General features: G+C 39.5%; 13 protein-coding genes and 1 rRNA gene. 7 read left to right on the top strand and 7 right to left on the bottom strand.

The genetic code is table 11. The features are described from left to right. Nucleotides 1-7: 7 nt before the first annotated feature. The 4 genes from pgk to DPV81_RS02480 all read left to right on the top strand — a co-directional run bounded on the left by pgk (nucleotide 8) and on the right by DPV81_RS02480 (nucleotide 4,693). On the top strand, nucleotides 8-1,168 hold the full coding sequence (gene pgk / locus DPV81_RS02495) for a phosphoglycerate kinase (RefSeq protein ID WP_111386620.1): 1,161 nt from the start codon (nucleotides 8-10) through the stop codon (nucleotides 1,166-1,168). Between the two features lie 91 nt (nucleotides 1,169-1,259). After that, nucleotides 1,260-2,339: a class II fructose-bisphosphate aldolase gene (gene fbaA, locus DPV81_RS02490; protein ID WP_111386618.1), complete on the top strand. Its 1,080-nt coding sequence runs from the start codon at nucleotides 1,260-1,262 to the stop codon at nucleotides 2,337-2,339. An 81-nt stretch (nucleotides 2,340-2,420) separates the two neighbouring features. Next, the gene (locus DPV81_RS02485) at nucleotides 2,421-3,665 is read left to right on the top strand and encodes an O-antigen ligase family protein (protein ID WP_111386616.1); all 1,245 of its coding nucleotides are present in this window, start codon (nucleotides 2,421-2,423) and stop codon (nucleotides 3,663-3,665) included. Next, the gene (locus DPV81_RS02480) at nucleotides 3,662-4,693 is read left to right on the top strand and encodes a glycosyltransferase family 9 protein (RefSeq protein WP_111386615.1); all 1,032 of its coding nucleotides are present in this window, start codon (nucleotides 3,662-3,664) and stop codon (nucleotides 4,691-4,693) included. Before DPV81_RS02485 ends, DPV81_RS02480 begins: the two co-directional genes overlap by 4 nt. Here DPV81_RS02480 and yczE read toward each other — a convergent pair. Beyond that, nucleotides 4,643-5,308 (bottom strand): membrane protein YczE, encoded by a 666-nt coding sequence (gene yczE / locus DPV81_RS02475; protein WP_111386613.1) that lies wholly within the window; start codon nucleotides 5,306-5,308, stop codon nucleotides 4,643-4,645. The two genes, DPV81_RS02480 and yczE, sit on opposite strands and share 51 nt — an antisense overlap. Nucleotides 5,309-5,498: 190 nt before the next feature. Between yczE and DPV81_RS02470 the strand changes: the two genes are divergently transcribed. Beyond that, complete coding sequence (locus tag DPV81_RS02470) at nucleotides 5,499-7,040, top strand: YjjI family glycine radical enzyme (protein ID WP_111386612.1); 1,542 nt, start codon at nucleotides 5,499-5,501, stop codon at nucleotides 7,038-7,040. Between the two features lie 41 nt (nucleotides 7,041-7,081). Here DPV81_RS02470 and recQ read toward each other — a convergent pair whose 3' ends face one another. Next, nucleotides 7,082-8,947, bottom strand: coding sequence for a DNA helicase RecQ (gene recQ / locus DPV81_RS02465; protein WP_111386610.1), 1,866 nt, complete (start codon nucleotides 8,945-8,947; stop codon nucleotides 7,082-7,084). Beyond that, nucleotides 8,947-9,252, bottom strand: coding sequence for an iron donor protein CyaY (gene cyaY, locus DPV81_RS02460; protein ID WP_070868500.1), 306 nt, complete (start codon nucleotides 9,250-9,252; stop codon nucleotides 8,947-8,949). Before cyaY ends, recQ begins: the two co-directional genes overlap by 1 nt. 95 nt (nucleotides 9,253-9,347) lie before the next feature. Here cyaY and lptM point away from each other — a divergent pair, with 95 nt between their 5' ends. Further along, entirely contained in the window at nucleotides 9,348-9,473 is a 126-nt protein-coding gene (gene lptM, locus DPV81_RS09470) for an LPS translocon maturation chaperone LptM (RefSeq protein WP_005697346.1), read from the top strand. A 27-nt stretch (nucleotides 9,474-9,500) separates the two neighbouring features. Further along, nucleotides 9,501-10,751 carry a diaminopimelate decarboxylase gene (gene lysA / locus DPV81_RS02450; RefSeq protein ID WP_111386608.1) on the top strand — a complete coding sequence of 417 codons (1,251 nt, stop codon included), beginning with the start codon at nucleotides 9,501-9,503 and terminating at the stop codon, nucleotides 10,749-10,751. 43 nt (nucleotides 10,752-10,794) lie between these two features. Here lysA and hemN read toward each other — a convergent pair whose 3' ends face one another. From hemN to rrf, 4 genes are all read right to left on the bottom strand, one after another. Next, nucleotides 10,795-12,162 carry an oxygen-independent coproporphyrinogen III oxidase gene (gene hemN / locus DPV81_RS02445; protein WP_111386607.1) on the bottom strand — a complete coding sequence of 456 codons (1,368 nt, stop codon included), beginning with the start codon at nucleotides 12,160-12,162 and terminating at the stop codon, nucleotides 10,795-10,797. After that, nucleotides 12,162-12,605 (bottom strand): DUF2489 domain-containing protein, encoded by a 444-nt coding sequence (locus DPV81_RS02440; protein ID WP_111386605.1) that lies wholly within the window; start codon nucleotides 12,603-12,605, stop codon nucleotides 12,162-12,164. The genes hemN and DPV81_RS02440 overlap by 1 nt, the downstream gene beginning before the upstream one ends. A 5-nt stretch (nucleotides 12,606-12,610) precedes the next feature. Further along, entirely contained in the window at nucleotides 12,611-13,168 is a 558-nt protein-coding gene (gene yihI / locus DPV81_RS02435; RefSeq protein ID WP_070775900.1) for a Der GTPase-activating protein YihI, read from the bottom strand. A 178-nt stretch (nucleotides 13,169-13,346) separates the two neighbouring features. Continuing rightward, nucleotides 13,347-13,462, bottom strand: a 5S ribosomal RNA gene (gene rrf / locus DPV81_RS02430). Nucleotides 13,463-13,464 lie beyond the last annotated feature (2 nt).

Here is a 13,464-nt window from a genome sequence, read left to right as displayed (position 1 = left end):
AAAGCTTATGTCAGTAATCAAAATGACCGACTTAGATTTAAAAGGTAAACGTGTATTTATTCGCGCAGACTTAAACGTACCGGTAAAAGATGGCAAAGTGACATCTGATGCGCGTATTCGTGCGACTATCCCGACGTTAAAACTGGCTTTAGAGAAAGGTGCAAAAGTGATGGTTACCTCTCACTTAGGTCGTCCAACTGAAGGTGAATTCAAACCTGAAGACTCTTTACAACCGGTTGTTGATTACTTAAAAGACGCAGGTTTCAATGTGCGTTTAGTACAAGACTACTTAAACGGTGTGGATGTTAAAGAAGGCGAAATCGTTGTTTTAGAAAACGTACGTGTAAACAAAGGTGAGAAGAAAAACGATCCTGAATTAGGTAAAAAATATGCCGCACTTTGCGATGTATTCGTGATGGATGCATTCGGTACAGCTCACCGTGCACAAGCATCAACTTACGGCGTAGCGGAATTTGCACCAGTTGCTTGTGCAGGTCCATTACTTGCAGCAGAATTAGATGCATTAGGTAAAGCATTAAAAGAACCTGCTCGTCCGATGGTTGCGATCGTAGGCGGTTCTAAAGTTTCCACTAAATTAGAAGTATTAAACTCTCTTTCAAAAATTGCTGACCAAATTATCGTGGGTGGTGGTATTGCAAATACTTTTATCGCGGCAGCTGGCCACAATGTGGGTAAATCATTATATGAAGCAGATTTAATCCCTGTAGCAAAAGAATTAGCAGCAAGCACGGATATTCCAGTTCCAGTTGATGTGCGTGTTGGTACTGAATTCTCTGAAACTGCTCCTGCAATAGAAAAATTAGTAACCGAAGTGAAAGATGATGAATCTATCTTCGATATCGGTGATAAATCTGCAGAACAATTAGCTGAAATCATCAAAAATGCAAAAACCGTTTTATGGAATGGTCCAGTTGGCGTGTTTGAGTTCCCTAACTTCCGTAAAGGTACTGAAATCATTTCTCACGCGATTGCAAACAGCGATGCATTCTCTATCGCAGGGGGTGGTGATACTTTAGCAGCTATCGATTTATTCGGTATTGCAGATAAAATCTCTTACATCTCTACTGGTGGTGGCGCATTCTTAGAATTCGTTGAAGGTAAAGTATTACCAGCAGTAGAAATTCTTGAAAAACGTGCGAACGGTTAATTAAATGCTTTCTATCCCCTCTGCACAGAGGGGATAAATATTGATTCTTCAAACGGAGGATAAACCCTCCAAAACAAAAGGAAACACAACTATGGCTAAATTATTAGATATCGTAAAACCAGGCGTAGTAACAGGTGAAGATGTACAAAAAATCTTTGCTTATGCCAAAGCAAACAACTTCGCGATCCCTGCAGTGAACTGCGTGGGTTCAGACTCCGTAAACGCTGTATTGGAAACCGCTGCTCGTGTGAAAGCACCAGTAATTATCCAATTCTCAAACGGTGGTGCAGCTTTCTACGCAGGTAAAGGTATCAAACCAACAAGCGGTGCACGTCCAGACGTTTTAGGTGCGATCGCAGGTGCGAAACACGTTCATACTTTAGCCAAAGAATACGGTGTGCCAGTTATTCTTCATACTGACCACGCAGCGAAAAAATTACTTCCATGGATCGATGGCTTACTTGAAGCGGGTGAAAAACACTTTGCAGAAACTGGTCGTCCATTATTCTCTTCTCACATGCTTGACTTATCTGAAGAGCCGATGGAAGAAAACATGGCAATCTGCCGTGAATACCTTGCTCGTATGGATAAATTAGGCATGACCCTTGAAATCGAAATAGGTATCACCGGTGGTGAAGAAGATGGCGTGGATAACTCAGATGTAGATGAATCTCGTTTATATACTCAACCATCTGATGTGCTTTATGTTTACGACCAATTAAACCCTGTAAGCCCTAACTTTACCGTTGCAGCAGCATTCGGTAACGTACACGGTGTTTACAAACCAGGTAACGTAAAATTAAAACCATCTATTTTAGGTGCGTCACAAGAGTTCGTTGCAAAAGAACGCAATCTTCCTGCTAAACCAATCAATTTCGTATTCCACGGTGGTTCAGGTTCTAGCCGCGAAGAAATCCGTGAAGCAATTAGCTATGGTGCAATCAAAATGAATATCGATACTGATACACAATGGGCTGCATGGAATGGTATCTTAAACTTCTATAAAACAAATGAAGCTTATCTTCAAGGTCAATTAGGTAACCCTGAAGGTCCCGATGCACCAAACAAAAAATACTACGACCCACGTGTTTGGTTACGTAAAATGGAAGAATCAATGTCTAAACGCTTAGAGCAATCTTTCGAAGACTTAAACTGCGTTGATGTTTTATAATCCATAAAAATAGACTAAAATAAGACCGCACTTTCTAGTGCGGTTTTTTATTTTACATAACCTAAATATCGAGCATAATCTATGCAAATAACAAAACAAAATTGGTTCGTCACCCTAATAAACTTCGCGGTAACGCTTTTCTTCCTTTCGATATTTATTGTCAAAGGGGGATATAATGCTGCACCAGCTCTACTGATGTTAATCGGTTTAGGTTATAGCATTTATGCTTTAATCAAGAAACCGCTTTTAAACTTATCAAAAGTTGATAAATACTTAATTTATAGCTACCTTTTTTATTTTCTTACATTTGTACTTTCTCTCAGTATTAATGGGGGGAAAATGCGTGATCTCGACACGGCAAGTCGTGTTATTTTCTTAATTCCCGTTTTTCTCCTATTATTAAAATGCCCAATCAAAACCTGTGTTTTGAGTTATTCTATCCCGCTTGGTGGTGTTATTGCCGTATGTATAGCACTTTATGATAAATTTATCTTAAATCTTAATCCGGATCAGAACCCTCGAATTATGCATATTCAAGGTGGTGATATTTCTATGTCATTAGGTATTTTTAGCCTAATAATTGCCCTCTATGCCCATCAGAAAAAAGACATAAAGTTAACCACTCTGAGTGTTATTGGTGGTTTATGTGGCATCGTAGGAAGTTTGCTTTCCACCGCTCGAGGTGGATGGGTTGCCTTACCCGTCTTACTTATTGTTATCCTTTATATTTATCGCCATTCTCTTTCAAAACGTTTTCTCCTGACTTTCTTTGGAATTATTGTGGTCGCGAGCATCGGTATTAGTCAAATGCCAAATAACCGCATTATGGAACGCCTTGATGTTGCTCAAAAAGATATTCAACTTTACTTGGATAACCATGATGGAAATACTTCTCTTGGGGCTCGTTTTGAAATGTGGAAAAGTGCACTTGAAATGGCAAAAGAAAAACCTTTATTTGGTTGGGGTATTCAAGGTGCAACAGAAAAACGTAAGCAAGAAACGGAAGAAAAAATTGCTACAGGTAACATTGGACAATTTACGCATGCCCATAACCAATATTTAGATGACCTCTCAAAACGAGGAATTGTCGGATTACTCGCCTTGCTTGCTGTTTTATTTATTCCTCTACGTGCCTTTATGAAAAAGCTAAACACCACGAACGATGAGGTTAAGCTGATAGCCACTTTAGGTGTTGCCCATATTTTATCTGTGATGATTTATGGCTTAAGCCAAGGTTTCTTAGTTCATAATTCAGGAACTATTTTTTACTTTTTCTTAACGATTGTGTTTTATGCTGCAATACGAACACATCAGAAGGCGGAATAATGAAAATTTTAGTCATTCGTAACGATAAACTGGGCGACTTTGTTCAAGCATTCCCTGCTTTTGCGATGTTGAAAGCCTCAAATCCTGCGCTAAAACTGACCGCACTTGTGCCAGCTTATACCGCGCCTCTTGCTCAAATCTGCCCCTATTTAGATGATGTCATTATTGACAGTGTAAAGAACGATAAAGCCGATTTCAATCGTCTTATTAAAGAAATCAAAGAGCAACAATTTGATAGCATGATTAGCTTCTTTTCCAATACTCATAACGGTAAATTAGCGTGGAAAAGTGGGATTCCTTATCGTCTTGCCCCCGCAACAAAATGGGTGCAAATCCTTTATAACCATCGTTTAACACAACGCCGTTCACGCTCAGAAAAATCTGAAGCAGAATACAATCAAGATCTCGCTCGGGCGTTCTTAAAGAAACATAACATACCGATTGTGGAACCCAAACCACCTTACCTTTCACTTCCTGAAAGTACGGTTAAAAATCAACGTGTTTTTCTTCAAGAACAATTAGGCTTATCGGGAGATAAAAAATGGGTGTTTGTGCATAGCGGAACCGGTGGTTCAGCAACAAGCCTTTCTCTGACACAGTATGCTCAATTGATACAAGGTTTATTAAACGAATTTAACTGTCAGATTATCTTAACGGCAGGACCAGGTGAAAGTGAAAAAGCCCATGAGTTAGCGGCAAAAATCGATCACCCAAATGTGGTTGTGTACGATAAGAATAAAGGATTAGTGGATTTTGCTCACTCACTGGCTTGTGCGGATTTATTCATTGCGGGCTCTACTGGACCATTGCATCTAAGCAGTGCATTCAATATCCCAACGATCGGATTCTATCCAAACAGTCGCTCATCTCAGCCTCGTCGTTGGAAACCGATTAATGATGCAGATAAACACCTTGCTTTCTGCCCGCCAAAAGGGAAAGACGAAATGAATTTAGGCTTAATTTCGATTGATGATGCCTTAGTGGAAATTATCCCCTTCGTGCGGAAGATGTGGCAAACGGGCAATTGAGTTTAAGCATAACTGTACAATCCAACCTATGGCGGCGGCAAAAACAACGGTACCTATTCCGACTGTGCCGCCGAGAATATAACCCAACACACAAACCGACACTTCAAGGCTTGTTCTTACAATCCCTACTTTTAAATGAAAGCGTTGACAAAGTCCTACCATTAAACCATCTCTAGGCCCCGCCCCCTGATGACAGGTTAAATACAATGCCGTTCCTAACCCATAAAGCAAAAGCCCAATTCCACCGAATAAGATTCGGCTCAAAAGTGCGGTTGGTTCAGGCATCATTTTCACGGTTAAACCCAGGAAAAAAGCAATCACGATAATATTCAGAATGGTGCCAAGCCCAAATCTTAACTTAAGGGGAATCCAAGCTAACATCACCAAACAGCTAATCCCAAATGATGCCCAACCAATACTGATATCAGCTTGTAATGCCACACCTTGAGAAAGCACTGTCCAAGGTGAAGAGCCTAAATTCGCAAGCACAATTAAGCCATCTCCAATGCCCAGTATTGCCAATGCAAATAAGAGCATCGACATCGTTTTACCTTCGACTGACCATAGCGATTTTGCGGTCCAACTGGTGTGAGGAATCACCCGTGCTTTTTTCATATTATTCCCATTTATATTTAACGCTTACATCATAATGGGAAACCCCATAAAACCAAAACATTTTAACGTCATATGATATAACCGAATTGACTGATAAATATCATAAATGTGATGTAGATCACATTGTCAAAATTGTCATCATCCAGTCACTGACTTAAAATAGGCTACCCTTTTAAATTAGGACATGATTATGCTTGCATCTCTTCAAGATATTTTGGATACCGTAAAATCCAACACACTCACCTATCAACAAAAACTCATGTGTTTAGGCAATATCGCCGAGCGATTATTTGATCCTCGTGAATTATTAGGCTACACAGATGAAGAATGGCAATTCCTTCAAAATCAAATGATCTGTGATTTAAACGAAGGCTATGCGATTTATCGCCCCCGCTACATTTTGCCGGATTACAATGTGTATATTAAAAAAGGCTGTGAATTCCTTGAATTGCCAGCACCAAAAAATCTTGATGAAGTATTAGATGGCTTATTGATTTTATATTCCCACGTGCCATCAATTACCACATTTCCAGTTTATATTGGGCGTTTAGACATGCTACTTGATCCGTTTATTACCGATGAAGAACAAGACTACATCAAAATTAAACGTTTCTTAAATCATGTGGATAAAACTGTGCCAGATTCATTCTGTCATGCCAATATTGGCCCTTATGACACCAAAGCAGGGCGTTTGATTTTAAAAGCGGTGATTGAGCTAGAAGCACCAACACCCAATATGACCATTCGTTACGATAAAAGTAAAACAAGTCGTGAATTTGCAGAATTAGCGGCAAAAGCGTGCTTATTAGTTTCTAAACCGTCTTTTGCCAATGATGCTTACTACATTTCTGACTTAGGCGAACAATATGGTATTGCAAGTTGCTATAACGCACTGCCCGAATGCGGCGGGGCTTATACCCTCACTCGCTTGCGCTTAGGGACTATCGCTCGCGCCTGTAAAACTGTGGATGAAATGGTCAATGAGCTTTTACCTCGCGTAGCAAAATGTGCACTTTCCACAATGGATAAACGCCATAAATTTGTAGTGGAAGAAAGCAACTTCTTCAATACCTCATTCCTCGAAAAAGAAGGGTTTATCAAACGTACTAATTTTACAGGGATGTTTGCCATTGTTGGTCTCGCTGATGCAGCAAATCATTTATTGCAACAAGAAGGCTTAAACGAAACCTTTGGTAAAAGCCAACGCGGTGATAAAATTGCAACCTTGATTATGGATAAATTAAAAGAAGTCACGGATAACCATGAAGGCGTGTATGCTGAACGCACGGGTAACCGTTATTTATTACATGCGCAAGTGGGTGCAAGCAATCATGAAGAAGATAAACGTAATGCGCCAGCACATCGTATTCGTGTAGGTGAAGAACCAACGTTATTGGCTCATTTAAAACAATCGGCGCCATTCCATAAATACTTCCCATCAGGTACGGGAGATTTGTTTGCCTTTGACCAAACCTATGTGGATCATTTAGATGCCGTAGTTGATATTATCGATGGTTCATTTGCGCAAGGTTACCGTTATATCACCACTTATCTTAAAAACACCGATTTGATTCGGGTAACGGGTTATTTGGTGAAGAAAAGCGAAGTGGAAAAATACCGTAAAGGTGAAGTAGCATTGCGTGATACCACTTGGTATGGCTCAGGCACCGATGATTGCGCACAAGTCTTTGATCGTCAATTACGCGATGAACAAGATGTAAGTGCCAGCTAGAAAAAAGTGCGGTCGAAAAATTCTTTGTTTTTTGACCGCACTTATTCTTTTTCTGCCTTTTCTAAAATCGCTTTGTGTTCTCGAATCAATGCCATAAACGGCTGCCCAAAGCGTTCTAATTTGATCGCCCCGACTCCATTAATTTGTAACATTTCAATATTACTTGTTGGCATATATTGCGCCATTTCTTGCAACGTCGCATCGTTAAAGACAATATACGGTGGAATATTTTCCTTATCCGCTAGCTGCTTCCGTAGGAAACGCAAGCGAGCAAACAGATCTTTATCGTAATTTGCCACCGTATTTTTATGAGATGTATGCACAATTTTATTAATGGATGAAATACGCGGCATCGCTAATTCAAGCGGCACTTCGCCTTTTAAAACAGGGCGTGCACTTTCTGTGAGCTGAAGCGTTGCACTATTAAACTCACCGATCACTTGTTGAATAAAACCAAGGTGGATAAGCTGGCGAATCACGGATTGCCAATGTTCTTTGCTTTTATCTTTACCAATGCCATAAACACTTAACTTATCATGTTGGCGTTCTACAATTTTTTGATTATGCATCCCTCGCAATACCGCAATCACATATTGCACACCGAAACACTGCCCCACACGATAAATCGTCGACATCACTTTTTGTGCATCAATTAAACCGTCATATTTCTTTGGCGGGTCAAGACAAATATCGCAGTTTTGACAAGGTGTTTGACGATGTTCGCCAAAATAATTGAGTAACACTAAACGACGACAAGTCTGACTTTCGGCAAATTCACCAATGGCTTCCAATTTATGTTGCTCAATTTGACGTTGTGGCGTCTCTGGTTTCTCTAGCAGAATTTTCTGTAACCAAGCATAATCAGCCGGCTCGTAGAAAAGCACCGCTTCCGCAGGTAAATCATCTCGTCCCGCACGACCGGTTTCTTGATAATATGATTCAATACTTCTCGGCAAATCAAAATGGGCGACAAAACGCACATTGGATTTATTAATACCCATGCCAAACGCAATCGTCGCAACCACAACTTGAACATTATCTCGTTGAAAATCTTGCTGGACGCGTTCACGCAGTGCAGTTCCCATTCCCGCATGATATGCCGCAGCCGACACCCCTTTATTTCGCAAAGTTTCAGCTATACGTTCTACTTTCGAACGACTATTACAATACACAATGCCACTTTTGCCTTTCTGAGCTAAGACAAAACGCGTAAGCTGCTCCATTGGCTTAAATTTTTCTTCTAACGTATAACAAATATTTGGGCGGTCAAAACTGCCAATGTATTTGTGAGGATGGTCTAATTTAAGATGAGTGAGAATATCCTGTCTTGTCGCGTAATCCGCTGTAGCCGTTAATGCCATAATCGGCGCATTTGGAAACGCCGCTTTTAACCCGCCAAGTTGGGTATATTCAGGGCGGAAATCATGTCCCCATTGTGAAATACAATGGGCTTCATCAATGGCGATAAAGGAAATTTGAGCATAAGAAATCAGCTGAAAAAAGCTGTTTGTCATCACTTTTTCAGGCGAAACATATAATAATTTTAATTGTCCTGAAATCAGCTTATTTTCAACTTGCTGTTGTTGTTCTGGCGTCTGACTAGAGTTTAGAAAATCGGCTTCAATACCGTTTGCTCGGAGTTGATCCACCTGATCTTTCATTAAAGAAATCAAAGGCGAAATCACTAATGTGAGACCAGTAAAACAAAGTGCTGGAATTTGATAACACAAGGATTTGCCATTTCCTGTGGCCATCACCACTAAGGCATCTTGACCGCTTAATGCAGCATGAATCACTTCTTCCTGCCCTTTGCGGAAAGATTGGTAACCAAAAACAGACCGCAACGTATTAAGTGCAGTCGTTTTTAAGTCTGTTTTTTGCGGGGCATGTTCCGCGAGTTCGGCCATTAGAATGTTACCGTTTCTCCGTGAGCAGCAACTGCCTCAGTTAAAGAATCCCAAAAGCGTTTACCATCATTTGCCACCCAATCATTGTTTTTATAGGCAAAATGAAATCCACCCAGGCGACTCGCAAGCCAAAGCTCAAGAAGCGGTTCTTGCTTATTAATGACGATTTGTGAGCGATCATCAAATGTGATTGTAAATACTGACCCTTGCGTTTCGCAATCCACATCACAATCTTGATTCTCTAACGTTTCTTCAATTTTTTGCCAAACCTGTTCAATATTTTGGTGAAATTCTGCAACATTCATAAAATTTTCCGATTAAATCTGATAGAATGCCGTGAATTATAAAGCCTTTAGCCTCGTTGGCAAAGGCAGATTTTACTTATTAGAGAGATTGAAAAATGAAAAAATTACTTTCTATTTTATTACTCAGTGCATTCTGTACTTTAGCGACAGGTTGCGGTGTAAAAGGGCCATTATATTTCCCTGAAAAAGAACAACCTCAAAACACACAAAAAACACAATAAAAACTGACCGCACTCAAAGGATTCGTCATGGATTTTTTCCAATATAAAAACGAGCAACTTTATGTTGAAGATTTGCCCGTCAAACAACTCGCTGAAGAATTCGGCACACCACTTTATATTTATTCTCGTGCCACACTTGAACGCCATTGGCATGCCTTTGATTCCGCTTTAGGAAAGCATCCACACTTAATTTGTTATGCCGTTAAAGCCAATTCTAATATTGGAATATTGAATGTCATGGCAAAATTAGGCTCTGGTTTTGATATCGTTTCGCAAGGCGAATTAGAACGCGTATTAGCAGCAGACGGAGAAGCATCAAAAGTTGTCTTTTCTGGCGTGGCAAAATCTCGCGCAGAAATTATGCGAGCATTAGAAGTAGGTATTCGTTGTTTTAATGTGGAGTCTATTGCGGAACTACATCACATCAATCAGATTGCGGGTGAAATGGGCAAAGTAGCCCCTATTTCTTTACGCGTAAACCCAGATGTCGATGCCCATACACATCCTTACATTTCCACAGGATTAAAGGAAAATAAATTTGGTGTGAGCGTAGATGAAGCACGTGAAGTCTATAAATTAGCTGCAACCTTACCTCATGTAAAAATTACGGGTATGGATTGCCATATTGGCTCTCAGCTTACTGAATTACAGCCCTTCTTAGATGCAACTGATCGCCTCATTCGTTTAATGGAACAATTAAAAGAAGATGGCATCACATTAAAACACTTAGATCTCGGTGGTGGTTTAGGCGTAACTTATACTGATGAAACGCCACCTCACCCTAGTGACTATGCAACTGCGTTGCTAAATAAATTAAAAAATTATGAAGATCTCGAAATTATTCTAGAACCAGGTCGAGCGATCGCGGCGAATGCGGGGATTTTAGTGGCGAAAGTTCAATACTTAAAAAGTAATGAAAGCCGAAACTTCGCGATTACCGATACTGGGATGAACGATATGATTCGTCCAGCACTCTATGAAGCTTATATGAACATCATTGAAATTGACCGCACTTTAGGGCGTAAAAAAGCCATTTATGATGTTGTTGGCCCGGTATGCGAAACCTCTGACTTCCTAGGTAAACAGCGTGAGCTAGCTATTGCTGAAGGGGATTATATTGCTCAACGTTCTGCAGGAGCTTATGGTGCAAGCATGTCCTCAAACTACAATTCTCGCCCACGCACGGCTGAAGTGTTAGTGGATGGAAACAAAGCTCACTTAATTCGTCGCAGAGAAAATCTCAGCGAATTATGGGCACTAGAAAGCATCGCTAAATAAATAAAAACGGTCAAGACTTATATCTTGACCGTTTTTTATATAACTAAATAATTCGAGAGAATTGTTGTCGTTTTGCTGCAGCTCTTGAATAGGTATCAAAGCATAAGCAAATATTACGAATTAATAATCGACCTTTAGGCGAAACTTGTAAGCCTGTTTCCGTTTCAGAAATTAATCCATCTTCAAGTAATGGTTGTAATAACTGTAAATCTTCGGCAAAGTGCTTTTTGAAATCAATATTATATTGTTTTTCAATTGGTGCAAAATCAAGCTTAAAGTTACAAATCAATTGCTTAATCACATCACGGCGTAAGCAATCCTCTTCTGTCATCGCTAAACCTTTATGTAATGCGATTCCTGAATGTTCCACATCATGATAATAATGTTTTAATTCTTTTTGGTTTTGAGCATATGTATCACCTAATAAACTAATGGCTGATACACCTAAACCGAGCAAATCACATTCTTCCTGAGTAGTATAGCCTTGGAAATTTCGGTGTAATACACCTTTCTCTTGAGCAATCGCTAATTCATCATCGGGTTTAGCAAAGTGATCCATACCGATAAACTTATAACCCGCATTACCTAAGGTTTCGATCGTTTTCTGTAAGATTTCTAACTTAGTTTCCGGTGGCGGTAATTGATCTTCTTTAATTTTTGCCTGCCCCGCAAATCGACTTGGTAAATGAGCATAGTTAAAGATACTTAAACGATCTGGATTTAATTCAATCACTTTATGTAATGTGAACATAAAACTTTCCACATTTTGAAGTGGCAATCCATAAATTAAATCAAGGTTCGTCGATTGGAAACCTAACTCACGAGCACGAACAAGCAAAGCATTTACAAATTCTTCATCTTGTTCACGGTTTACCGCTTTTTGAACAGCCTTATTAAAATCTTGTACGCCCATACTGATTCGGTTAAAACCAATATTGCGTAAATGATCAAGCATATCGAGTTCAATCTCGCGTGGGTCCATCTCAATGCTGACTTCTGCATTATCCGCAATCGTAAAATGATCTTTAAGCATCTTCATCAAACGAGCAGACTGCTCTTCTGTCAAATAAGTCGGTGTACCGCCGCCCCAATGCACTTGAGTCGCAACACGATTTTTGAATAATTCTGAACGCGCTTTGATTTCTTTTTCAAGGTAATCAAGATAAATATCCGCCTTATGTTGATGACGAGTAATTACCTTATTACAGCCACAAAAGTAGCAAAGTTTGTGACAAAACGGAATGTGTACGTAAAGGGAAAGTGGTCTTTCCGGATAACGATTAGCCGCTGCAATAAAATCTTCGTTTGTGTAACTTTCATTAAATTCTAATGCAGTTGGATAAGATGTATAACGAGGTCCTGATTGGTTATATTTTTGAATTAACGCAAGATCCCAAATAATTTCAGACATTAAGCTTCCCCAAATTTATCTACGTCATTTAAAAACTGACGTAACTCCAACATAATTTCTTTTTCAAATTTTGCTTCCGCACTTTCTCGCTCAAGATCGAGTTTCATTCTTTCTTTTTTTAACAATGCGTTCCGAGCTTCATGCGTAGGCATTTCTTGCACAATGTTATAAAGTGCATACATCGCTTGATATGGCTGCAAAGATTGTCCAAAAGGGAGTAAAAGCATTGATAAACGAATCACCCCTTCTGAATGGTTGCAATCTCCATTTTGCATCGCTTTAGCGATAATTACCATACTCTCTTTTAGGCGTTTTGTACGTGCTATCTTAGCCTGTTTAATGAGAGTGTTTTGATGGCGTAACTTCCTAAGTAATTTAAAGGCATAAAATGATACGCCAGCAATAATTCCCAAAGCAATAATACTTAAAATAATCGGCCACATGACAATTATCTGAATTGGTTGATATCAATCTTCTCGAAGGTTCGATAGAGGTCATCCTCTGTCTCTTCTTCATCTTGAATACCTAATTCTTCCATTAACTGAGCAATACGATCTAAGCATTCATCCACAAATTGTTGATCAGCTTTACTAATCGTTTTGCCTTCATCTAAAGCATCCAACAATTCATTTAGAATTTCATTATTTTCTAAACGTTCTAACTCCACTTCAGGCGCAAGTTTTTTCGGTTCTTTGACAGCTGGAATTGTCATCCCTTTCTCAGGCTTATTCACAAATTCAACAATCAGTGGAACCTTTTTACGGCTACCAATACGCGGATCTTTTTGTTCAATGATTTGGTTATTTTTATTTTGTTCAGCGTTACTATGACGAGAACCGGATGCTAAACCTTTATGTTTACGTTTTTTCTTATCTTCTCTTGCTTTAGCGTCTAATTCATAACGTGTTAATTTCTTACCTGATAGCTTCGGTGCTTCAGGTTTCTTATCCGATTTACGAATTGGCATAATATCGCTAATTTTACGACTTTTCTTTTTACGAGCCATTTTTGTTATTTATCCTATAAAAAATTTTGATGATTGTACCATTCCACCTATATTTTCTCATTAAAAGATTTAAACATCTTTAATAAAACTATTCTGATTTTGACCGCACTTTTACTTCATTTAAATCAAATCTAAAAACAAAAACCCCAAGCCATTCAGCTCGGGGTTCACATTCAGTACCTGGCGGTGTCCTACTCTCACATGGGGAAGCCCCACACTACCATCGGCGCATCGGCGTTTCACTTCTGAGTTCGGTATGGGGTCAGGTGGGACCACCGCTCTATCGCCGCCAGGAT

It is taken from the genome of Haemophilus parainfluenzae, from assembly GCF_003252795.1.
GTDB classification, from domain to species: Bacteria; Pseudomonadota; Gammaproteobacteria; order Enterobacterales; family Pasteurellaceae; genus Haemophilus_D; species Haemophilus_D parainfluenzae_K.
Note: the sequence above shows the minus strand (reverse complement) of the source record. Positions and strands in the feature narration are given on the sequence as shown.